Genomic DNA, 20769 nt, shown 5'->3' with positions numbered 1-20769 from the left:
CCCATACCGCGGAATCCATCAATAGCGCGCGATCGTCGTACCGCGCGAAACATCGCAACTATTGATCTTTGAAAGAACCACAGCCTGTGGTTATGGGTCCCGGCGTTCGCCGGGACGACACTTTTTGCTGGGTTGGCAACGTCGCAACTCTCGGGACGCACGCCCGTTCAATTCGAGCTGTCGATGAGGCTCTCCAGCAGCCGCTTCAATTCGCTGGTCGGCTTGTCGCCGTAGCTCTCCAGGATGTGCTCCTCCTGGTCGACCGCGAGCGAGTTGAGCTTCTTGCACAGCACCTTGCCGCGGTCGGAGATGAACATCAGCACCTTGCGGCGGTCGTTCGGGTCCTGCACGCGATAGACCAGCGTGTCCGAGACCATGCGATCGATCATCTTGGTCAGCGTCGGATGGTTGAGCAGCACGGCCTCCGCGAGCTCGCCCATCGAATGGCCGTTGCCATCCGACAGCACCTTCAGGATGCGCCATTGTTCCACCGGCACACCTTCCTTGCTCAACCGCAGTTCGAGCTGCCGGTTGATCTCCCGGTTGGCTTGCGCGAGCAGATAGGCGAGGTGTTCGGTGATCGGGGTGTTTGTTTTGGTCGGTTTTGCCACGGCTAAGACTTCGTCTTGACCCAAATGAGTGAATGTCTTGCAATCAATGCTGCATCTATATGCACTTCAATTGTTGAATATTCAATATTTTCAAAATAGGATCATTGCCCAACAAAAGGGCGGATGCCGCGGCCGCCCGCAGAATGTGCTTTCAGGTCTGCTGCCAGACAGGAGTTGGCGTGCGCGCGACGGTAAACTTCCCGGCTCACGGCGGTCCGGCGTTGCCGCCGTCCATGCTGCTCAGGAATCTGTCGTCATCGGCGGCTGACGGTGCGTTGTCGCCGAGCGACCACGCTCTCCTCAGGCGGCGCGGCAGCAACAGGCTCCGCATCGGCGGCTTCATCTGCTGCTCCGGCTCGCCCGGCGTCTGGGGGCCCTGCGCCACCAACAGCGCGCAGCTCGCCGTCGCCGAGATCAACAGGCGCGGCGGCATCCTCGGCCGCGAGATCGAGCTGTCCATCTATGATGCCGGCGGGCCGCTGGATGAGGTCCTGGACCGTGCCGAACAGGCGATCGCGTTCGACGAGGTCGACCTCATCGTCGGCTTGCACACCAGCGCGGTGCGCGTGGCCTTGCGCGACGTCACCACGCGCCATCGCATCCCCTACATCTACACACCGGTCTACGAAGGTGGCGAACGCACGCCCGGCGTGATGGCGATCGGCGAGACCCCGCGCTGGCAGAGCCGCCCCGCCATCCACTGGCTCGCCGACGTCAGGAAGGCGCAGCGTTGGTACCTGATCGGCAGTGACTACGTCTGGCCCTGGCAATCGCACCGCGCGGTGAAGAACTACATCCGGGAAACCGGCGGCCACGTCGTCGGCGAAGAGTTCGTTCCTCTCGGCGAGGACAATCACGAGCCGCATCTGGCGCGCATCCGCGCCGCGAAGCCCGACGTGGTGCTGATTTCGCTGATCGGTACCGACAGCGTCACCTTCAACCGCGCCTTCGGCGAATGCGGGCTCGGCGCCACGACGCTGCGGCTCGCGGGCGCGATGGACGAGACCGTGCTGCTCGGCATCGGCGCCGACAACAGCGAGAACATGTTCTGTGCCTCCGGTTATTTCACCGGCACGGGTGCCCGCGCCAACGACGAATTCCAGAGCCGCTATCACGCGATGTTCGGACCGAACGCGCCGCCGATCGGCTCGGTCGGGCAGTCCAGTTACGAAGGCCTGCGTTTTCTCGAAGCCGTCGCGAACAAGGCCGGTTCCTTGTCGATGGGCCCGATGCTCGCCGCCGGCCGCAACATCGTCTATAGCGGCGCCCGCGGCCCGGTCACCGTCCGCGATGGGCGCGCGCGGATGCCGATGCATCTCGCCGAAGCCGACGGTCTCGATTTCAAGCTGATCAAGCCGATCTGACCTTGCCGCGGCAATCGCCGCAGGCCGGCTCGCAAAATAATACTTGAAAAGGAAAATATTTCCGTTTTGAATGTTTCCGCCGGGCCGGTGCGCTCGTCGCGCCAAACGCGACCGCACGCCCAAGGACTGATCCAGAAAACTTCAGGAGAGCGCCGTGACAGTTGTCCTTCCCACGCCAGCCCAGCTTCGCAGTGTCGCCGAGCAATGCGGCCTTTCGCTCACCGACGAGGACGTCACCTCCTTCCGCGGCCTGATGCAGGGCTCGATCGAGGCCTACAATCTCGTTGCCGCGATGCCGGACGAGCTGCCCGAGGTGAAATATCCGCGCACGCCCGGCTACCGGCCCTCGGCGGAAGAGAACCCGCGCAACGCCTGGTATCGCAAGTCGGTCGTGAAGGGCGCCGCCGGCGGCAAGCTCAAGGGCAAGACCATCGCGCTGAAGGACAACATCATGTTGGCCGGCGTTCCCATGACCAATGGATCGTCGACGCTGGAAGGCTTCGTGCCCGACTTCGACGCCACCATCGTCACGCGCATGCTGGATGCCGGCGCCGAGATCAAGGGCAAGGTGCATTGCGAGCATTTCTGCCTGTCCGGCGGCAGCCACACCGGCTCTTACGGGCCGGTGCACAATCCGCACAAGATGGGATACTCGGCTGGCGGCTCGTCGTCGGGCTCGGGCGTCGTGGTCGCGCTCGGCGAGGTCGACATGGCGATCGGCGGCGACCAGGGCGGCTCGATCCGCATGCCGTCCTCGTTCTGCGGCACCTACGGCATGAAGCCGACCTGGGGCCTCGTGCCCTATACCGGCATCATGCCGATCGAGATCTATGTCGACCACACCGGTCCGATGACCGCGACGGTTGCCGACAACGCGCTGCTGCTTGAAGTGCTCGCCGGCGACGACGGCTACGATCCCCGCATCAAGGCGCCGAAGGTCGAGGAATACACCAAGGCGCTCGGCCAGGGCGTCAAGGGCATGAAGATCGGCATCGTCAAGGAAGGTTTCGAGCAGCCGGTCGCCGAGGCCGCCGTGAATGAAAGCGTGCGCGAGGCGGCGAAGCGCTTCAAGGATCTCGGCGCCACCGTCGAGACCGTGTCGATCCCGATGCATCTGCTGGGCGGCGCGATCTGGACCCCGATCGGCACCGAAGGCCTGACCCAGACCATGATGTTCGGCGACGGCTACGGCCTGTCCCGCGGCGATCTCTATTCGACCTCGCTGATGGATTTCCATCGCGGTTGGCGCCGACAGGCCGATTCGCTGTCCGAGACTACGAAGCTGTTCATGATGCTCGGCACTTACATCAACAACAATTTCGGTCCGCGCTTCTACGGCAAGGCGCTCAACATCTCGCGCCGCCTGACCGCCGCCTACGACAAGGCGTTTGGGGATTACGATCTGCTGCTGATGCCGACCACGCCGATGAAGGCGACCAAGCTGCCGGAGCCGAACGCCAGCCGCGAGGAATACGTTGCCCGCGCGCTGGAGATGATCTCCAACACCGCGCCGTTCGACATCACCCACCATCCCGCGATGTCGCTGCCCTGCGGCATGGTCGACGGCCTGCCCGTCGGCCTGATGCTGGTCGGACGCATGTTCGAGGAATCCACCATCTACCGCGCCGCCCACGCCTTCGAGCAGATCGGCGACTGGAAGAAGATGTGAGCGCGGCACGGATGCAGACGGACGAAATCTATGGCTAACGCGTTCGTCGCAGCGTTCGAGATCCTGAGCTTCGGCGCGATCATCGTCCTGATCGTGCTGGGGCTCGGGATCATCGCCAGCATGATGGGCATCTTCAACTTCGCGCAGGGCGAGTTCGTCCTGCTCGGGGCCTACATCACCTATCTCGCCTATGCCAAGGGCCTGCCGATCTGGGCCGGAATGGTTGCCGCGCCCTTCGTGGTCGGCGGGCTCGGCTTCGTGCTGGAGGCGCTGATCATCCGCCGCTTCTACGCCGCGCCGATCGTGGCCATGCTCGGCACCTATGCGCTCGGCCTCATCATCCGCGAATCCGTGCGCGGCCTGATCGGCGGTTTCTATCTCACCGTGCCCGAGCCGATCGGCGGCTCGATCGACATCGGGGCCATGCACATCTCGGCCTGGCGCTTCACCATCATCGTCATCACGCTGCTGGTGATGGGCTTCTGCTATCTCCTGCTCTCGCGCACCAGCTTCGGTCTGCGCATGCGCGCCACGCTGGAGAACCCGTCGCTGGCCCGCGCCTCCGGCATTTCCACGCCCCTGATGTACGGCGCCACCTTCGCGTTCGGCTCCGCGCTCGCCGGTCTCGCCGGTGCCCTGATCGTGCCGGTGTTCAGCCTCTACGCCGATTTGGGCCTGCGCTTCCTGATCCAGGGTTTTGTCGCGGTGATGGTCGGCGGGGTCGGCTCTTTCATCGGGCCGGTCGCGGGCGCCGGTGTCATCGGAACGCTCAGCGCGGCGCTGCCATGGATCATGGCGCCCGTCGTCGCCGACGTCCTCGTCTTCGTGCTCGCCATTGCCTTCATCAAATTCCGCCCACAGGGCCTCATCGCTGGAAAAGGGGTTTAGCCATGTTCGATCGCACGCAGCTCTCACGCCGCCGCTTCCTCTCCAATTTCGCCTTTGCTTCCGGCGCGGTCGCGACCGGTGTCGGCAGCTGGGTGATTCCGGCGCCCTGGGCCAATGCGGCCGAAGCGCCGATCAAGGTCGGCATTGCCACCGATCTCACCGGCCCGATCGCCTATGCCGGCAATGCCGACGCCAACGTCGCGAAAATGGTGATCAAGGAGATCAACGCCGCCGGCGGCCTGCTCGGCCGTCCGCTCGAGCTCTACATCGAGGACACCGCATCGAACGAATCCGTCGCGGTCGGCAACGTGCGCAAACTCATTCAGCGCGACAAGGTCGACATGGTGCTCGGCGGCATCACCTCGTCGATGCGCAATGCGATCAAGGACCCGATCGTGGCGCGCGGCAAGACGCTCTACATCTATCCGCAGCTCTACGAGGGCAAGGAGTGCACGCCCTATCTGTTCTGCACCGGCCCGACCCCGGCGCAGCAATGCGACGAGTTCATTCCCTGGCTGATCAAGAACGGCGGCAAGAAGTTCGCGCTGCCGAGCGCCAATTACGTCTGGCCGCACACGCTCAACGTCTACGCCCGCAAGGTGATCGAGGCGAACGGCGGCGAGGTCGTGTTCGAGGAATACTACCCGCTCGACCAGGTCGACTTCTCCGCGACCGTCAACCGCATCGTCTCCAACAAGGTCGACGTGGTCTTCAACACCGTCATCCCGCCGGGCGTCGGTCCGTTCTTCAAGCAGCTCTATGAAGCCGGCTTCCTCAAGAACGGCGGCCGGCTCGCCTGCGTCTACTATGACGAGAACACGCTCAACATCAATCAGGCCGCCGAGATCGAGGGGCTCGCCAGCTGCCTCGACTATTTCAAGGTCCTGACCAAGGAGAACCCGTTCGACGCCAAGATCCAGGCGGCGTACGAGAAGGACTTCCCCGGCAACTTCCTGTTCGCGGCCGGCAGTGCCGCCACCGGCACCTATCGCGGCCTCAAACTGTGGGAAGCCGCGGTCAAGGAAGCCGGCAAGATCGACCGCGAGTCCGTTGCCGCCGCGCTCGACCACGCCAAGATTGCCGAAGGTCCGGGCGGTCCCGCCGAGATGGTCCCCGGCAAGCGGCATTGCAAGATGAAGATGTACACCGCCGTCGCCAAGGGTGGGAACTACGAGATCGTCGGACGCAGCAACGGCCTCGTCGATCCCAAGGAATGCTGAGCGCGAATGCCGAAAGTGATGGGCGCAGTGAAGCAGGCGATCCCTGCCGAGATCGGCGGGGAGGCGGTTGCCGTCGTGGGTAGCAGTGGAGCGCCGGCGAAAGCCGCCGCGGGACGAAAGATCCTGCCGATCGTCGAAGGCGTCGTGCTCGTCGCGGCGCTGCTCGCGCCGCTGGTGCTGCAGGACTATCTCACGGTGTTCGCGACGCGCGTGATCATCCTCGCGCTGTTCGCGCTGTCGTTCGACCTGGTCTGGGGCTATGCCGGCATCATGAGCTTCGGCCAGGCCCTCTTTTTCGGCTCGGCCGGCTATGGCGTGGCGCTGCTCGCGCGCGACCTCGACATCACCAACATCTTCCTGGTGCTGCCCGCGGGCACGCTGATCGGCCTTACCTTCGCACTGCTGCTCGGCGGCTTCCTGCTGCTGGGCCGGCATCCCTCGAGCGTCATCTTCGTCTCGCTCGGCACGCTCACCGGCTCCTACGCGGCCGATCGGCTCGCACGCGGCTGGTATTACCTCGGCGGCCAGAACGGCATCCCCTCGATCGCGCCGATGTCGCTCGGGTCTTACGAGTTCACGGAAGGCCCGGCCTTCTATTACCTCGTGCTCGGCATTCTCGTCGTCGTCTACCTGTTCTGCCGCTTCCTGGTGCGCTCGCAATTCGGCCTTGCGCTCGCGGGCCTGCGCGAGAACGAGCAGCGCATCGCCTTCTTCGGCTACAAGGCGCAGCATCTGAAGGCGATCATCTTCACCGTCGGCGGCGCCATCGCAGGGCTCGCCGGCAGCCTCTATGCCTTCCACGAAGGGTTCGTCTGGCCCAACATGGTCGGCGTGGTCGTTTCGACGCAAGTGGTGCTCTACGTGCTGTTCGGCGGCTCCGGGACGCTGATCGGCGCCGTCATCGGCGCGGTCATCGTCGAAGGCGTCAGCTTCTGGCTCTCGGACAATTACCGTGACGTCTGGCCGATCATTTTGGGCTTGCTGCTGCTGCTCGTGATCCTGTTCCGGCCGCTGGGGCTCATCAGCTTCGTGCTCGGCGAACGCGAGCGCGTCGGCAGCTTCGGCGCCAGACCCAAGGAGAAGCGCAATGCTCCTTGAAGCCGCCGGCATCAGGAAGGTTTTCGGCAAGCTTACCGCGCTCGATGGCGCCGCGCTCAGCGTCGGCGAGAACGAGTTCCACGGCCTGATCGGCCCGAACGGCTCCGGCAAGAGCACGTTGATGAAGTGCATCGCCGGCGCCGAGGTGCCGACCACCGGCAAGGTGTCGTTCGTCAACACCGACATCACCGCTTTCACGCCGACCGAGCGCGCGCGGGCTGGGATGAGTCTGAAGTTCCAGATCACGTCCGTGCTGCCGTCGCTGACGCTCTACGACAACATCCTGCTCGCGTTGCAGGCCCAGTCATCGCTGGTCGATCTCGTATTCTCGCGCACGCGGGCCGCGCTGCACGACCAGGTCATGACCATGCTGACCCAGTTTCGCCTTGCGAACCGCGCCTTCGAGGCCGCGGCGGCGCTGTCGCACGGCCAGCAGCAATGGCTGGAGATCGCGATGGCGCTTGCGGGCAGGCCGAAACTGCTGCTGCTCGACGAGCCGACCGGCGGCATGAGCCTCGAGGAGCGCCGCGTCACCGGCGAATTGCTGCAGCCGATCAAGCAGCATTGCTCGCTCGTCATCGTCGAGCACGACCTCGATTTCATCCGCGACATCTGCGACCGCCTCACCGTGCTCGACCAGGGCAAGGTGCTCGCGTCAGGCACGGTATCGGAGATCCAGGCCAACACATCCGTCCAGGAGATCTATCTGCGCCGTGCCTGAATTTTTGGACATCAAGCATCTCGACGCCGGCTATGGCCGCAGCCAGGTCCTGTTCGACGTCAACCTCGGCATTCCCTGGCGCGGCGGCGTTGCAGTGCTCGGACGCAACGGCGCCGGCAAGACCACGCTGATGAAGACCATCGTCGGCGAGCTGCCGGCCTGGAAAGGCGAGGTCGCCTTCGACGGCCGCGACATCAGCCGCCGCGCCACCCAGGAGCGCGTGCGCGCCGGCATCGGCTACGTGCCGCAGGAGCATTCGGTGTTCGCGCGCCTGTCGGTACGCGACAATCTCGCGGTCGGCTCGCTCACGAACAAGAAGGCCGATGCCGTCGACCAGGTGCTGACGATCTTCCCAAAACTCGGCCAGCGGCTCGACCAGCCCGCCGGCACGCTGTCCGGCGGCGAGCGCAAGATGCTCGCGATCGGCCGCGCCATGCTGGGCGATCCAAAACTGTTGCTGCTGGACGAGCCGACCGAAGGCGTCTGGATCGGCGTGATCGAGGAGATCACCGAGCGCCTGATCGAGCTCGCCAAGAGCATCGCCGTCATCATCGTCGAGCAGCACCTCGATCTCGCGCTGCGTGTCGCCGACTATGCCTATGTGCTCGACCGCGGCCGCGTCGCCCTGCAGGGAGAGGCGGCGGAGGTGAAGGGCAATCCGGAGCTGATGCGCTATCTGGCGCCGTAGCTCCGGCTGCTCGCGCTTGAGCGAGGCGTGGCGTACCTCCAATCCCGACTGATACGCCGCGCGCGTCGCCGGGACGGCACGCCGCCGTTGAGACGAATGCTCCGCCGTACGCTTCCCTACCGAATGACGCAACGTGTCGACGTGTGGTTGATGGTTACTCTTTCTCGCGAGCGCTTGTAGACGATCGTTGACAGGTCCCGGAAAGTGCATTCGTCCCGAGAAATCCGTTTCAATTCCATCTTGCTGACGTCTTGAACCGTATATTTTTCATGCGTCTCCAAGACCAGCACGAGAGCTCCGTCCGGATAGCTGAGCTCTGCCGTGATGGTTGCATCGCCCGACGGTAGCGTGTGGTTGCTCCTCCCGATGACGATCGGCTGATCATCGCCGACCAGCGAACCGTGAGACGGGATGATTGATCCATCTTTTGCGATGGTGAGGTTGAGCGGAGGGGGGACTATGGTTTTCGTCACGACCCCATCTTTTGATTCGTTTCTGTAGTCGGCCTTGCGCTCTATCGTGATTGACTTTCCAGCCCATCCATTGGGCGTGGCGCCCTCGTCTTCATTGCGCCGGCTTTCTGGTGCTCGGCTGGCGCCGCTGCTGGAGCCGCTGACACCGGAGTCGCGCCATTTCTTTTCCTGCATGCGCTTCAGAGTCAGGGTCTCTCGTTCTTTGACGAGATCATCGATCTGTTGCTGTATTTCTCGTTCTCTTGCAATATCTGACGGAGCGTCCTCGTACCTGTTGCCTTTTAGCGATCCCTTGGGCACGCACTCTCCCTCCGTTGGCGAAAGCTGATTGAAGTGTTCCGGAGGAGTGCGCTTCTCGCACCGACGACAGCTTTCATAGAGATCGTTCAGTTCAGCCGAAATCATCTTGCATGACCAGGTCGGGCCGAACTTCAGGTTCAGATTCTCGGCACGTGTCGGGCCTGAGTCAAACACGCCTGCGCCCAAAACGCCGACGAAAGTCACTGCAATCAACGTCCGCATCGGTCGACTGTCCTCGTTCAGATTTGTTGGTGCAGAATCCGCATGCTAGCCGCCGCACTTCTCGATGGCGGCCCGCCAGCCGGCCGCATCGATCCTGGGAAGCTGGTAACTTGCCGTCCCGCTCGAGATGGTCAGCGGCGATGCCCGCTCCATCAGGTCCAGCAGGCGCGCTTCGGCCCGCGCCCAGCGCTTGCCGAACAGGTCCGGGTCCTGCCGTGAATAGCCGAGGTCCCATTGGACGAAATTGGTCGCGTCGTCGTCTGCCGAAATCTCCTCGAATTCGCCGACGAGCTTCATCGACTTGCGGCCGTTCCCGATCGTGATCGTCGCCTTTCCGGCGTGGCCGGCCTCGCCGGGATATCTTGCATGCAGGCCCAGGGCGCGTCCGCAGCCCAGCATGAAGGTGACCTTGCCCTGATCCCTGTAGCTCAGCGAGGGAAGATCGCGATTGTCGAATTCGAGCTTCCAGCTTCCGGCGCTCGCGAGCGAAGGAGCAGTGAGGAGAGCCAGAGCAAGGGCGGCGGCCTTCATGGTCACGTCCTCCGCGGGTTCGGAATGATCTTGATGTGCCGCGCGATGGCGTTGATCCGTTCCTGGTCTTCGGCCGTGGGCGGTGGTGGCGGCGGCGGCGGCTTGTCCTCGAGCGCCTGGCTGATCGTATATCGTGCGTCGTCCCTGACCGCGATCTTGTCGCGATGAAAGGCAACGATCTCGGCAAAGGGATATCCCAGCTCTTCGGCCGTCAATTCGACAGCCAGCGCCTCGGCGGCCTCCCAGCTGGACGCCCGCCGCAGAACGTCGAGGAGGAGCAAGCGGGTATCGATCGAGGTAATCCGGGGTCCCTCGAGATGACGCGCGGCCCGGAGGCGAAGGGAGGCCGCCTCAGTCGGCTGGTTGGCGTCGTCGGCGACCCAGGCCGCCGACAACGTGCTCAAGAACGCCAATCTCCGCTCGCCCTGATAAGCGCGCTGCGCAGCACGCACCAGGAAGCGGCGCGTGACCGGATCGGGCGAAGGGTCGAGCGAGGCGACGCGGAATTCGTCGCTCTCGAAAAATTTCCGCGCCTTCGCATCGCCCTTGTCGATGCTAGGGGCGACGTAGCCGCAATAGGGACACTCCTGCAGCCAGCTTCCGATTGTCCAGCGGTACATCTTCGGCGGCCTCTGGTCGAGGTCGGGTGAGCCGCGCGAGTTCGAGCTCATGAGCACGGAGTGCTCGGAGGCCTTGCCGCAGCAATAGCATTGCAGCTTCTGGGTGCTGTAATCCGTCATCCGAGGTCCGACCTACGCTCCCCATCGCTTTCGCAAATTGCCGCGCAGCGTCTCCGACGCCTGGACCAGCGTTTCGAGCACGCCTTTCTGACGACCGCCGTAGAGCACGTTCCGGTTGCCGGCCATGTTCACGATGCTGCGGTGGAAGATCGGCTTGCCGACATCGAGGAAGGTCCGCAACACCGCGAAGCCCCGTTCCAGGACCGGCTCGGCCTCGTCGACCCGTTCGCACGCATAGCCCGCGGCGAGCTCCGCAAGGATCCAGAGCAGGGCCGCAGCGTCGTCTCCATAAGTGCGCTCGCAGATCTCGAGCAGCCGCTTCAGCAAGGGCTCGGCGCTCCAGAACTCTCCACAGTCGAGATAGGCCAAGATCATGGCTTCGAGGGCCTTCTGTACCTCGAGGCTGTCGGGGCCAAATCGTTCCTCGATGATGTCGAGGCCGGACGCGAAGGCGGTCTCGGCCTTGCGCAGACGCTCGAACCTGGCCCCATGCCGCTTCAACTTGCTGGAATTGGCGTGGACGATGGCAGAGGTGAGCAGCGTCCGGCCCGCTTGCTCGCTTCTCTTCCCGAAGATCGTCTCTTTCAGATGCAGGCTGCGCTGCAGACTGGCTTCGGCCTCCGCCCATTTCGTCAGGCGTGCGCCGATCTCGGCGAGCGCGTCGACGGAGGTTGCGACTTCGATGCTGGCCGCGCCATGGAGCTTCTCGAGGATCGAGATGTTGCGCTCCAGAAAAGCCCTGGCGCGGGAATAGTCCCCGTGGGAGGCCCATCGGCGGGCGATGGCTTCGCATTCCCCGGCAGCTTCCGGGCTGTTTTCGCCGAAGAGCTTCGACTTGATGGCCAGCCGCCGCAGCTGAAACGGCTCGACCAGCTTGAAGTCGACATGACCTGCCCGACCGATCCAGTCATCGAGGTCGCCCATGATGGATTGCGGCCCATGCAGGCTCTCCTGGATCGAGATGCAGCGGTCGAGAAAGGGGATGGCTTCGGCGGGATTTTCACTGCGCAGGATCAACTTGATCAGCGTGCGCAGGGCCGTGACGACCTCGTCGCTGATCGGGCCGTGGCGCCGTTCCAGCCCGGCGATGTGAGGAAGGTGGCTCGCTGCGTACAAGGATGCCATGGATCGCCCCGTTCAACCCAAGCCGCTCAAAGCCGCATCCTGGCCAGTTTTTCGCTGCGAGTCCGGCTCGGTCGCGAGCCGAAGGCTTTCCGGCACAGCGGCCCGAAGGCTTCGATGGATGCGAGGGCGCCGGCCCCGACATCCGCAGGGCGCGCTTCGAAGGTCTTGACCCGCCCGTTCTGCCCGACGATGGCGGTCACATCGCAGAAGAAATCCTCGCGCCGCTCGCCCTGGTCGGCTCCCTCGAAGGAGGCCGTCGTCTTCATTCGCCAGTGATAGGCGCGGTCCTGGTCCTTGCGGCCGAAAGGCACGATCTGATCGGGGTGACCGTATTTCTGCATCAGCGCGACGATGCTCATGCCCTTGAAATCGTCGCGCGATCCCGCCAGCGCATGCTGGCTCGGAATTGCGACCACCGACAGAAAAATCACCGTGCGAAGGAAAGTGCGTTGCAGCATGCCTTTGGCTCTATGGGAGGCAGCGGAAAGACATCTGGTTACGTCCTCGCGGTGCGGTTTGCACGCGCAACTTTCGGCGGAGCATGCAGGGACGGTCAAGCCTGAACGGCAACGGACGAGGCACGCAAGAAAGCTCCCGCCGCGACCAAGCGCCCGGGTCTTGCTTTGCCTCTGGCGCCCTTCGGAATCGGAAGGGCGCAGGGAAGGCCGGGTACCGGCTGGCACCCGAGAGCCCCTGTGCAATGATGCGTCAGTCAACGCTCACAGGGGAAACACAGGTGCAGCCCGATAACCGGCCTTCCCTGCGCAGTGGCTTTACGGCTTATGTCGTGCTCTCCCCGGGGAGCGATGCACTCTTGCCCCCGTCGTCTCGCGAGATCGCTGATGTGCAGAGCCCGGTCGGGCACGCACACCACCGCGGAGACTTGACGCCAGCCTGCGGGCGCCAGGACCACACGATTTTGCCGTACGCAAGCCGCGCTGTCGTACACGCGCCCGCTGATCGCTCACGGGGGGCACCCCGCCCTGCGACCGCACCTGGCGCCAACACCGCCCGCGTCCACCGCAACTCACCCCACGAACCGTGACGATCGCGACCCGCCCCTTCCGGCGGGATGAGATGGCATGGGAGTATAGGGTGTGTCGCGATTCGGGTAAAGAGAAATTTTATTTATCCGAAGTGACGATCGCGTGGGTCCTCGTTCGGGCTACGCACCCTGCCGGCGCCGTCATCCTGAGGTGCGAGCAGCGCGGGTGCACCAGCACCGCGTATCGAGCCTCGAAGGATGTACGGCCGAACTACCAGCCGGGCCGTCGCCCTTCGAGGGCCGCTGAAGAAGCGGCCACCTCAGCGTGACGGAGAGACATGGTCGATCGTGAAAACAGCTGCGCGGTGTGCCCGCCTACTTCATCGCCCCAAAGCGGCTGTCGAACGAGTTCGACGAGATCACCGGCGCGGCGCCCATGATTTGCGTTGCTTCACCGGCACCATCGCTCACCGACGGCTTCAGCGCGGGCCGCGTCTGGGCGAGGCGGGTGTCGGGCTTCGCAGGCTCGGCGGGCTTGGAAGCCGCAACAGCCGGCTTCGACGCTTCCTTCGCGGCATCCTTGGACTTGTCATGCCCCGGCACGAACCGGGTCACGGCAGCCTTCAGCCGCGACGCTGCTGTCGGCGGCGTCACGGGCGTCGCGGCCGGGGCGACGGAAGCGGTGGCTTGCGGCGGTGGCGTGGTCGCAGTCGTCTCGGATGAGCCCATGCCCATCTTGCGGCCGAGGTTGGAGAAGAAGCCGCCAGACTTCTCGGTGGGCTGAGCGGTGGCGACGCGGGTGCTTGCCGCGGGCGCGCTGACGGCGACGACGGGCTCTTCCTGCGGCGCCGGTGCGGACGCGACGGAATCGAGATTGGGCTTGGGCGGATTGACGTGGCCGGGGATCGTGCCCGGCGCCTTCGCCATCGCGAGCATCTGCAGCGTGGTGCCTTCGGCGCCCTCGGACAGGCCGGTCGAGCCTTCCGGAATCTTGGCGGCGAACACCTTGTTCATGCCGCCGTCGATGCCGGTGTTCATGCGCGCCACCGGCGTGCCCTTGGCGACCAGCCTCGCGTACTCCGCCTCGTCCTTGGCTTGCTTGCCCCGCACGGCGGCGACGACGTCTTCGGGAATCACATAGGCCGGGCACTTTGCCGAGGCGTCGAACACCGGATCGCGCTTCGCATCGGGCGCGCGCGTCGCGTCGAAAACGTACTTCTTCTCGCAGAAATCGACCTTCGGCTCCTGCCGCGTCACCTCGAAATGATCATAGCCTTCCTTGATCATCTTCCAGAACGGCATGTTCGGATTGTTCCGGTGCTTGGCCATGTTCACCGGCGTCATCTTGAACGGATAGGCCTGCAGCTGGAACGCCTTCTGGCCGCCGAAGAAGGATTCGCGGCCGAGCGAGTAGATCTCGGCGATCTGCTCGTCGGTCATCGCGTAGCAGCCGCGCGAGGAGCAATCGCCGTGCACCATCAGCTGCGAGCCGGTGCGGCCCAGCGCCTTGTCGAACGCGTTCGGATAACCCGTGTTGAAGGACAGGTAGTACGCCGATTGCGGATTCATCTGGCTCGGATTGATCGAGTAGAATCCCTCCGGCGCCTGGCGGTCGCCTTCGCGCACCTTGGGGCCGAGGTCGCCCGACCAGCGGCAGATCGGATAGGTCTTGAGCAGCGCGAACTGGCCGGAGCGGGTCTGCTTCCAGACTTCGAGCTCGGCCTCCTGCTTGAACAGGCGCACCAGGATCGGCGATTGCAGATCCATGTCCTTCTCGGCCATCGCGGCGAGCAGCTTTGGCGGCACCGGCTGGTTGGCCTTGGCGTTGGTCGCGAGCGAGACCTGGTCGGTGTCGCAGCCGGACAGCACAACGCCGGCCGTCATCAGCGCAACCGAAGCCAAGAGCGCGCGAGCAAGCGAACGAGAAATCAAGATGGACCCCACACCGTGCCGGGCAGAAAGCGCGAACCCCAAATCGTTTGGCGCATGATCCGACCGGAGAACCGGGCCCGTCACGACGGGCTTTTTCAGCTCACGCCCCAGCGCTTATGCCCTGAAGCCATTGATTAAAATTCTAACCTCTGGGTCATGTGGTCGCAACCCGAGCGGGGATCACGAGCCCGTTGCCCCATTGGCATGGTCAACGAAGACTGAATGGACGCGACTTTGGGCCTGACTTGGGACGGAACTTGGGCTTTTCGGCCCTGACAAGACTCAGATCGCTGATTTGGGCAAAAAAAGGGTTAATGCGGGGTTACCGGGGCTGCGCGGGAGGTCTTGTAGGGTGGGCAAAGGCGCATCGCGCCGTGCCCACGACCTGTTGGTGACTGGGGAGAATTCGTGGGCACGTCGCGCAAGAGCGCGCCTTTGCCCACCCTACAGCACCGGAATCGCAGCGAATCAGCCCAGTTTCCGGCCGATATCGAGAAATTTCTGCCGCCGCTGCTTGCGGATGGCGTCGCCGTCGAGGCCGCGCAGCTCGTCGAAGGCCTTGGCGATGGCGTCGCCAGTGGTGGCAATCATGGCGGCGGGGTCGCGGTGGGCGCCGCCGACCGGCTCCTTGAGGATGGCGTCAATCACCCCGAAGCGGAGCATGTCCTGGGCGGTGATCTTCATGTTGTTGGCGGCTTCCTGGGCCTTGGTGCCGTCGCGCCAGAGGATCGAGGACGCCGCTTCCGGCGAGATCACGCTGTAGATCGCGTGCTCCAGCATCAGGACCTTGTTGGCGGTGGTGATGGCGATGGCGCCGCCCGACATGCCCTCGCCGGTGACGATGGCGACGTTCGGCACGGTCAGCGCCATGCAGGCATCGGTCGAGCGCGCGATCGCCTCGGCTTGTCCCCGCTCCTCGGCGCCGATGCCGGGATAGGCGCCAGCGGAATCGGCCAGCGACAGCACGGGGAGGCCGAACCGCTCGGCCATCTCCATCAGCCGCACGCATTTGCGGTAACCTTCCGGCCTCGCCATGCCAAAGTTATGCTTGATGCGGCTCTCGGTGGAATCGCCTTTTTCCTGGCCCATCACGCAGATCGCCTCGCCGCGGAAGCGGCCGAAGCCGGCGACCAGCGCCTCGTCCTCGCCGAACTTGCGGTCGCCGGCGAGCGGGGTGAATTCGGTGATCAGGCCCTTGATGAAGTCGTTGAAATGCGGCCGCTGCGGATGCCGCGCGACCAGCGTCTTCTGCCAGGGCGTCAGGTTTTGATAGAGATCCGCCAGCGCCTGCGCCGCCTTGTCCTCGATCTTGCCGATCTCCTCGGAGATGTCGGTGCCGGAGGCGGCAAGCGCGCGCAATTCGTCGACCTTGGAGTCGAGCTCGGCGACGGGCTTTTCGAAGTCGAGATAGCTGCGCATCTGGTCTTGCATCAACTCAATATAGGGGGACGGGGCGAGAGAGCGAAGCGGGGTTGGCTTCAGGATAAGAAGTGTAGCTTCTTCAAGGGCTTGACCTGTGCGCTCCCAGGAGCGCGCCAAATCACGAATGAGGCCCCGGCTCTTTCTGCGGAGATGTGGCCGAAGTCAAGGCGGTTTCGGTTACCTGGCCCGGCTCTCGTGTCCCGGACGCGCTGCAGCGCCTCTTAGCGCTGCTGCGCAGAGCCGGGACCCAGCCAGTTGCGTGGGCCCCGGCTCAGCAGCGCATCACTTACGTGCTGCGCTGCGTCCGGGGCACGAGACCTCTCACTTATCCCTACTTCTCCGCCAGCGGATGCAGGTCGCGCACCAGGCTCTTCAGCCGCTCCTCGACCACATGGGTGTAGATCTGGGTCGTGGAGATGTCGGTATGGCCGAGCAGGGTCTGCACGATGCGCAAGTCGGCACCATTGTGCAGGAGGTGGCTGGCAAAGGCGTGGCGCAGCACGTGCGGGGAGACCAGCCGGGCCTGCAGGCCCGAGGCAACCGCGAGCTCCTTCAAGTCGCGGGCAAAATGCTGCCGCGTCAGATGTCCGCTCTCGCCGAAGGAGGGAAACAACCACTTCGACGCGCCGAGGCTGTCCTTCTTCTCCGTCTTCGCGGCTTCCGTCGCCGCGAGGTAATCCGCCATCGCCTGCCGCGAGGCATCGTTGAGCGGCACCAGGCGTTCCTTGTTGCCCTTGCCGCGCACCACGATCATGCGCGCATCGCGCTTGGCCGCCGTGCGCGGCAGCGCCACCAGCTCGGAGACGCGCAGGCCGGTGGCGTAGAGCACCTCGAGCAGGCAATAGAGCCTCAAAGACCGCAGCCGCTTCGCCGGCGAGGCATCCTCCGCCTCGCTCAATTCCTTGGCGCGGCGGAGCATGCGGTCGACATCTGATATCGACAGCACTTTCGGCAGGCCGCGGCCGCGCTTGGGGCCGGACAGGATCGCGGCGGGATCCTCGGCCCGGATGCGCTCGTTCAGCAGGAAGCGATAGAGATGCCGCATCGCCGACAGCCGCCGCGCCACGCTGGTGGATTTGAAGCCGCGGGCGTCGAGATCGGCGAGATAGTCGCGCAGCGTTTGCGTCTCGGCGTCCGCAAAGCTGCGGCCGACGCGGCCGAGAAATTCCGAGAAATCATTGAGGTCGCGGCGATAGGCGTCGAGCGTGTTGGGGCCGGCCCCCTGTTCCGCGGCGAGCATGTCGAGGAACAGGCCGGTGAGCTTGGCATCTGAGGGCGGGTTGCGCATGCCCTTCAGGCTAGCTCCTATTTCTTGAGAAACTTATCCGGCGGAATCGTCACCGTCATTTCCCGCGACTTGGGACTGACGAAATTGGCCAGTGCGAAGACCACGCCATAGACGATGCCGGCGATCACGGCGACGACCGTCAGGAAGCGGAACAGGCTGGGCATCGGCAGGATCTCGGGAGCAGGTCCAGGTCAGGGTCGAGGCGGGCAAATTAACCAATGAAATCATCCAACATGTTCGCCGTTTCGTGGCAAGAGTCCTCTGGCGAGGGCCCCCTCGGGGTCGTATAGGTGGCCAAAGCTGCCGCCTTTGGCGGCAGATCGAGCGAGATCCAGCCGAGCGAGACATGTCCGACGCCGCGTTGCCGATACCAGCTTCGCCAGAGGCCGACATCCTGTCGGCGCTCGGGACGCGCTCGATCGTGCTCGTCGGTATGATGGGGGTGGGCAAGTCCACCATCGGCCGCCGCATGGCTCTCCGGCTCAAGCTGCCCTTCGTCGATGCCGACACCGAGATCGAGACGTCGGCGCAGATGAGCATCCCGGAGATCTTCGAGCGCCATGGCGAAGCGTATTTCCGTGACGGCGAGGCGCGGGTGATCGCGCGGCTGCTCGACGGCGGGCCGGTGGTGCTGGCGACCGGCGGCGGGGCCTTCATGCGCGAGGAGACGCGCGCGCGCATCGCGGCCAAGGCGATCTCGATCTGGCTGCGGGCGGACCATGACGTCATCATGCGCCGCGTGCGCCGCCGCGCCGACCGTCCGCTGCTCCAGACCGCCGATCCCGAAGGAACCGTGACGCGCCTGCTCACCGAGCGCGAGCCGGTCTACGGCAAGGCCGATCTCACCATCGCATCGCGCGACGTGCCGCACGACAGAATCGTCGAGGAGTGCATCGCGGCGCTGCACGCCCATCTTAGCGGCGAGCATGCCGCCCAGCCCCCTGCCGACGTTGCGAGTGCGTTGAGATGACTGCCCCGTTGAAGCATTCCGATCCCGTCACGGTCGACGTCGCGCTCGGCGATCGCGCCTATGACATCGTCATCGGCCGCGGCGTGCTGGCCTCGATCGGCGAACGGATCGCGGCCTTGCGCCCCGGCGTGCGCACCGCGATCGTGACCGATCGGACCGTGGCCAAGCACTGGCTCGAGCCGACCGAAGCCTCGCTCGCAGCTGCCGGCATCCCGACCTCGCGCATCGTGGTCGAGGAAGGCGAGATCTCCAAGACCTATGCGGGCCTGGAAAAGGTCAGCGAAGCCCTGATCGCCGCTCGAATCGAACGCAACGATCTCGTCATCGCGCTCGGCGGCGGCGTGGTCGGCGATCTCGCCGGCTTTGCCGCGGCGATCCTGCGTCGCGGCGTCGACTTCGTGCAGGTGCCGACCTCGCTGCTGGCGCAGGTCGATTCCTCCGTCGGCGGCAAGACCGGCATCAACTCGCCGCAGGGCAAGAACCTGCTCGGGGCGTTCCACCAGCCGGTGCTGGTCATTGCCGACACCGCCGTGCTCGACACGCTGTCGCCGCGCCAGTTCCGCGCCGGCTATGCCGAGGTCGCCAAATACGGCGTGCTCGGGGATGAAGCCTTCTTCTCCTGGCTGGAGAAGAACCATTCCGACATCGTCACGGGCGGCTCGGCGCGCGAGCATGCGATCGCGACCTCCTGCCGGGCCAAGGCGGGCGTCGTCTCGCGTGACGAGCGCGAGACCGGCGAGCGCGCATTGCTCAATCTCGGCCACACCTTCGGTCACGCGCTGGAAGCCGCGACCGGCTTCTCCGACCGCCTGTTCCACGGCGAAGGCGTTGCCATCGGCATGACGCTGGCGGCGCAATTTTCGGCGAAGCTCGGCATGATCGGCGAGCAGGATGCCGCGCGCGTCGAACGGCACCTGATCGAGGCGGGGCTCCCGACACGGCTGCAGGATATCGCCGGCTTCGCGCAGGAGGGGCTTGCGGATGCGGACGCGCTGATGGCGCTGATGGCGCAGGACAAGAAGGTCCAGCGCGGCAAGCTCACCTTCATCCTGCTGGAAGCCGTCGGGCGCGCCGTGATCGCAAAGAACGTCGAGCCTGCGCCGGTGCGCGATTTCCTGAAAGAGAAGCTCGCGCAAAAGGCTTGATGCGCGATTGAACTTCTGTTGAGTGGTTCATGGACTGGCTCGGATTCACCATCGTCATTCTCTGCCTGCTCGTCTCGGGCTTCTTCGCCGCGAGCGAGACTGCGCTGACCGGCGCCTCGCGCGCCAGCATGCTGCGCCTCTCCAAGCAGGGCAATCGCGACGCCGACGTCGTCTCGGATCTGCTCGACATGCGCGAGCGCCTGATCGGGGCGCTGCTGCTCGGCAACAACATCGCCAATATCGGCTCCTCGGCGATTGCGACCGCCATCTTCACGGCCTGGTTCGGCGATGTCGGCGTGCTCTACGCCACCGGCGTGATGACCGCGCTGGTCGTGATCTTCGCGGAGGTGTTGCCCAAGACCATCGCGATCAATGCGCCCGACCGTATCGCGCTCGCGGTGGCGCGCCCGATGCGGCTCACCATGTACGTGCTGGGGCCGCTGCTGCGCATCGTCGAAGTCATCGTGCGCCTGTTGATGCGGCTGTTCGGTCTCGCCGGCGAGCACCAGGCGATCCTGTCGCCGACCGAGCGCCTGCGCGGCGCGGTCGACCTTTTGCATCACGAGGGCAAGTTCGAGAAGCAGGATCGCGACATGCTCGGCGGCCTCTTGGACCTGCGCGAGCTCCAGGTCTCCGACGTCATGATCCACCGCACCGAGATGATGATGATCAACGCCGATCTGCCGCCGGAAGAGCTGGTGCGCGAGGTGCTGGCGACCGAATACACCCGCATCCCGCTCTGGCGCGAGAAGCCGGAGAACATCATCGGCGTGCTCCACGCCAAGGATCTCCTGCGCGCGATCCGCGCCTCCGACGGCGACACCTCGCGCATCGACGTCTCCACCATCGCGCTGCCGCCCTGGTTCGTGCCGGAGATGCGGCCCGTCTCCGAGCAGCTCAAGGCCTTCCGCCGGCGAAAAACCCATTTCGCGCTTGTCGTCGACGAGTACGGCGAAGTCGAAGGTCTCGTGACGCTGGAAGACATTCTGGAGGAGATCGTCGGCGACATCTCCGACGAGCACGACGTCGTGGTCGCCGGCGTGCGCGCGCAGCCGGACGGCTCGGTCGTGGTCGACGGCTCGGTGCCGATCCGCGATCTCAACCGCGCCATGGACTGGCATCTGCCCGATGAAGAGGCAACGACAGTCGCCGGCCTCGTCATCCACGAGGCGCGCTCGATCCCCGACCGCGGCCAGAGTTTTACGTTCCACGGCTTCCGCTTCCGCGTCCTCCGCCGCGAACGCAACCGCATCACCGCGCTCCGTATTTCACCGGTGCCGCGCGAGGCGGAGCTGGAAGAGGCCAAGCCGAGACGGGCCGGAACGTCGTTTTAGTTTCTTACCCTCCCCTGGAGGGGGAGGGTCGATCGCGCGTAGC

At 64.8% G+C, this 20769-nt stretch carries 20 protein-coding genes; 10 read left to right on the top strand and 10 right to left on the bottom strand.

Annotation, left to right across the window (positions count from 1 at the left end):
• Positions 1-167: 167 nt before the first annotated feature.
• Positions 168-611 (bottom strand): MarR family transcriptional regulator, encoded by a 444-nt coding sequence (locus tag Q0743_RS01875; protein WP_097666343.1) that lies wholly within the window; start codon positions 609-611, stop codon positions 168-170.
• Positions 612-790: 179 nt separating this feature from the next.
• Here Q0743_RS01875 and Q0743_RS01870 point away from each other — a divergent pair, with 179 nt between their 5' ends.
• The 7 genes from Q0743_RS01870 (at position 791) to Q0743_RS01840 (ending at position 8259) form a co-directional block, all read left to right on the top strand.
• Complete coding sequence (locus tag Q0743_RS01870) at positions 791-1975, top strand: substrate-binding domain-containing protein (RefSeq protein ID WP_298239897.1); 1185 nt, start codon at positions 791-793, stop codon at positions 1973-1975.
• Positions 1976-2129: 154 nt separating this feature from the next.
• On the top strand, positions 2130-3644 hold the full coding sequence (locus tag Q0743_RS01865) for an amidase (RefSeq protein WP_298239896.1): 1515 nt from the start codon (positions 2130-2132) through the stop codon (positions 3642-3644).
• Between the two features lie 30 nt (positions 3645-3674).
• Positions 3675-4532, top strand: coding sequence for a branched-chain amino acid ABC transporter permease (locus tag Q0743_RS01860; RefSeq protein WP_298239895.1), 858 nt, complete (start codon positions 3675-3677; stop codon positions 4530-4532).
• A gap of 2 nt (positions 4533-4534) precedes the next feature.
• Positions 4535-5752, top strand: a complete 1218-nt coding sequence (locus Q0743_RS01855; protein WP_298239894.1) for a substrate-binding protein — start codon at positions 4535-4537, stop codon at positions 5750-5752.
• Positions 5753-5758: 6 nt separating this feature from the next.
• On the top strand, positions 5759-6850 hold the full coding sequence (locus Q0743_RS01850) for a branched-chain amino acid ABC transporter permease (protein ID WP_298239893.1): 1092 nt from the start codon (positions 5759-5761) through the stop codon (positions 6848-6850).
• Positions 6840-7571 carry an ABC transporter ATP-binding protein gene (locus Q0743_RS01845; RefSeq protein ID WP_298239892.1) on the top strand — a complete coding sequence of 244 codons (732 nt, stop codon included), beginning with the start codon at positions 6840-6842 and terminating at the stop codon, positions 7569-7571. Before Q0743_RS01850 ends, Q0743_RS01845 begins: the two co-directional genes overlap by 11 nt.
• Positions 7564-8259, top strand: a complete 696-nt coding sequence (locus Q0743_RS01840) for an ABC transporter ATP-binding protein (RefSeq protein ID WP_298239891.1) — start codon at positions 7564-7566, stop codon at positions 8257-8259. Before Q0743_RS01845 ends, Q0743_RS01840 begins: the two co-directional genes overlap by 8 nt.
• Positions 8260-8375: 116 nt before the next feature.
• Here Q0743_RS01840 and Q0743_RS01835 read toward each other — a convergent pair whose 3' ends face one another.
• The 9 genes from Q0743_RS01835 to Q0743_RS01795 all read right to left on the bottom strand — a co-directional run bounded on the left by Q0743_RS01835 (position 8376) and on the right by Q0743_RS01795 (position 17441).
• Positions 8376-9254: a hypothetical protein gene (locus tag Q0743_RS01835; protein WP_298239890.1), complete on the bottom strand. Its 879-nt coding sequence runs from the start codon at positions 9252-9254 to the stop codon at positions 8376-8378.
• A gap of 45 nt (positions 9255-9299) precedes the next feature.
• Entirely contained in the window at positions 9300-9785 is a 486-nt protein-coding gene (locus tag Q0743_RS01830) for a hypothetical protein (RefSeq protein ID WP_298239889.1), read from the bottom strand.
• Positions 9786-9787: 2 nt separating this feature from the next.
• Positions 9788-10525 (bottom strand): hypothetical protein, encoded by a 738-nt coding sequence (locus Q0743_RS01825; RefSeq protein ID WP_298239888.1) that lies wholly within the window; start codon positions 10523-10525, stop codon positions 9788-9790.
• Between the two features lie 12 nt (positions 10526-10537).
• Positions 10538-11650, bottom strand: coding sequence for a tetratricopeptide repeat protein (locus tag Q0743_RS01820; protein WP_298239887.1), 1113 nt, complete (start codon positions 11648-11650; stop codon positions 10538-10540).
• Positions 11651-11676: 26 nt separating this feature from the next.
• Positions 11677-12108, bottom strand: coding sequence for a hypothetical protein (locus Q0743_RS01815; RefSeq protein ID WP_298239886.1), 432 nt, complete (start codon positions 12106-12108; stop codon positions 11677-11679).
• 902 nt (positions 12109-13010) lie between these two features.
• Positions 13011-14519 (bottom strand): L,D-transpeptidase family protein, encoded by a 1509-nt coding sequence (locus Q0743_RS01810; protein WP_298239885.1) that lies wholly within the window; start codon positions 14517-14519, stop codon positions 13011-13013.
• 516 nt (positions 14520-15035) lie between these two features.
• Positions 15036-15998, bottom strand: coding sequence for an acetyl-CoA carboxylase carboxyltransferase subunit alpha (locus Q0743_RS01805; RefSeq protein WP_298239884.1), 963 nt, complete (start codon positions 15996-15998; stop codon positions 15036-15038).
• Between the two features lie 322 nt (positions 15999-16320).
• Positions 16321-17277 (bottom strand): site-specific tyrosine recombinase XerD, encoded by a 957-nt coding sequence (xerD, locus tag Q0743_RS01800; protein ID WP_298239883.1) that lies wholly within the window; start codon positions 17275-17277, stop codon positions 16321-16323.
• A gap of 17 nt (positions 17278-17294) precedes the next feature.
• Positions 17295-17441, bottom strand: a complete 147-nt coding sequence (locus Q0743_RS01795) for a hypothetical protein (protein WP_014439243.1) — start codon at positions 17439-17441, stop codon at positions 17295-17297.
• A 182-nt stretch (positions 17442-17623) separates the two neighbouring features.
• Between Q0743_RS01795 and Q0743_RS01790 the strand changes: the two genes are divergently transcribed.
• The 3 genes from Q0743_RS01790 to Q0743_RS01780 are packed head-to-tail and all read left to right on the top strand — an operon-like array spanning position 17624 to position 20726.
• Positions 17624-18247, top strand: coding sequence for a shikimate kinase (locus tag Q0743_RS01790; protein ID WP_298239882.1), 624 nt, complete (start codon positions 17624-17626; stop codon positions 18245-18247).
• Positions 18244-19392 carry a 3-dehydroquinate synthase gene (aroB, locus tag Q0743_RS01785; protein ID WP_298239881.1) on the top strand — a complete coding sequence of 383 codons (1149 nt, stop codon included), beginning with the start codon at positions 18244-18246 and terminating at the stop codon, positions 19390-19392. The genes Q0743_RS01790 and aroB overlap by 4 nt, the downstream gene beginning before the upstream one ends.
• Positions 19393-19421: 29 nt before the next feature.
• Positions 19422-20726 carry an HlyC/CorC family transporter gene (locus tag Q0743_RS01780; protein ID WP_298239880.1) on the top strand — a complete coding sequence of 435 codons (1305 nt, stop codon included), beginning with the start codon at positions 19422-19424 and terminating at the stop codon, positions 20724-20726.
• Positions 20727-20769: the final 43 nt, after the last annotated feature.

Origin of the sequence: uncultured Bradyrhizobium sp., assembly GCF_936943645.1 — a bacterium.
In the GTDB taxonomy this organism is placed as follows: domain Bacteria; phylum Pseudomonadota; class Alphaproteobacteria; order Rhizobiales; family Xanthobacteraceae; genus Bradyrhizobium.
The sequence above is the reverse complement of the archived record's forward strand: the minus strand, read 5'-3'. Positions and strand labels throughout refer to the sequence as shown.

Coding starts and splice junctions, on each gene's coding strand:
- Q0743_RS01860 (WP_298239895.1), top strand. CDS start 3,675: ATGGCTAACGCGTTCGTCGCAGCGTTCGAGATCCTGAGCTTCGGCGCG.
- Q0743_RS01855 (WP_298239894.1), top strand. CDS start 4,535: ATGTTCGATCGCACGCAGCTCTCACGCCGCCGCTTCCTCTCCAATTTC.
- Q0743_RS01850 (WP_298239893.1), top strand. CDS start 5,759: ATGCCGAAAGTGATGGGCGCAGTGAAGCAGGCGATCCCTGCCGAGATC.
- Q0743_RS01845 (WP_298239892.1), top strand. CDS start 6,840: ATGCTCCTTGAAGCCGCCGGCATCAGGAAGGTTTTCGGCAAGCTTACC.
- Q0743_RS01835 (WP_298239890.1), bottom strand. CDS start 9,254: ATGCGGACGTTGATTGCAGTGACTTTCGTCGGCGTTTTGGGCGCAGGC.
- Q0743_RS01830 (WP_298239889.1), bottom strand. CDS start 9,785: ATGAAGGCCGCCGCCCTTGCTCTGGCTCTCCTCACTGCTCCTTCGCTC.
- Q0743_RS01825 (WP_298239888.1), bottom strand. CDS start 10,525: ATGACGGATTACAGCACCCAGAAGCTGCAATGCTATTGCTGCGGCAAG.
- Q0743_RS01820 (WP_298239887.1), bottom strand. CDS start 11,650: ATGGCATCCTTGTACGCAGCGAGCCACCTTCCTCACATCGCCGGGCTG.
- Q0743_RS01815 (WP_298239886.1), bottom strand. CDS start 12,108: ATGCTGCAACGCACTTTCCTTCGCACGGTGATTTTTCTGTCGGTGGTC.
- Q0743_RS01810 (WP_298239885.1), bottom strand. CDS start 14,519: ATGACGGCCGGCGTTGTGCTGTCCGGCTGCGACACCGACCAGGTCTCG.
- Q0743_RS01805 (WP_298239884.1), bottom strand. CDS start 15,998: ATGCAAGACCAGATGCGCAGCTATCTCGACTTCGAAAAGCCCGTCGCC.
- xerD (WP_298239883.1), bottom strand. CDS start 17,277: ATGCGCAACCCGCCCTCAGATGCCAAGCTCACCGGCCTGTTCCTCGAC.
- Q0743_RS01795 (WP_014439243.1), bottom strand. CDS start 17,441: ATGCCCAGCCTGTTCCGCTTCCTGACGGTCGTCGCCGTGATCGCCGGC.
- Q0743_RS01790 (WP_298239882.1), top strand. CDS start 17,624: ATGTCCGACGCCGCGTTGCCGATACCAGCTTCGCCAGAGGCCGACATC.
- aroB (WP_298239881.1), top strand. CDS start 18,244: ATGACTGCCCCGTTGAAGCATTCCGATCCCGTCACGGTCGACGTCGCG.
- Q0743_RS01780 (WP_298239880.1), top strand. CDS start 19,422: ATGGACTGGCTCGGATTCACCATCGTCATTCTCTGCCTGCTCGTCTCG.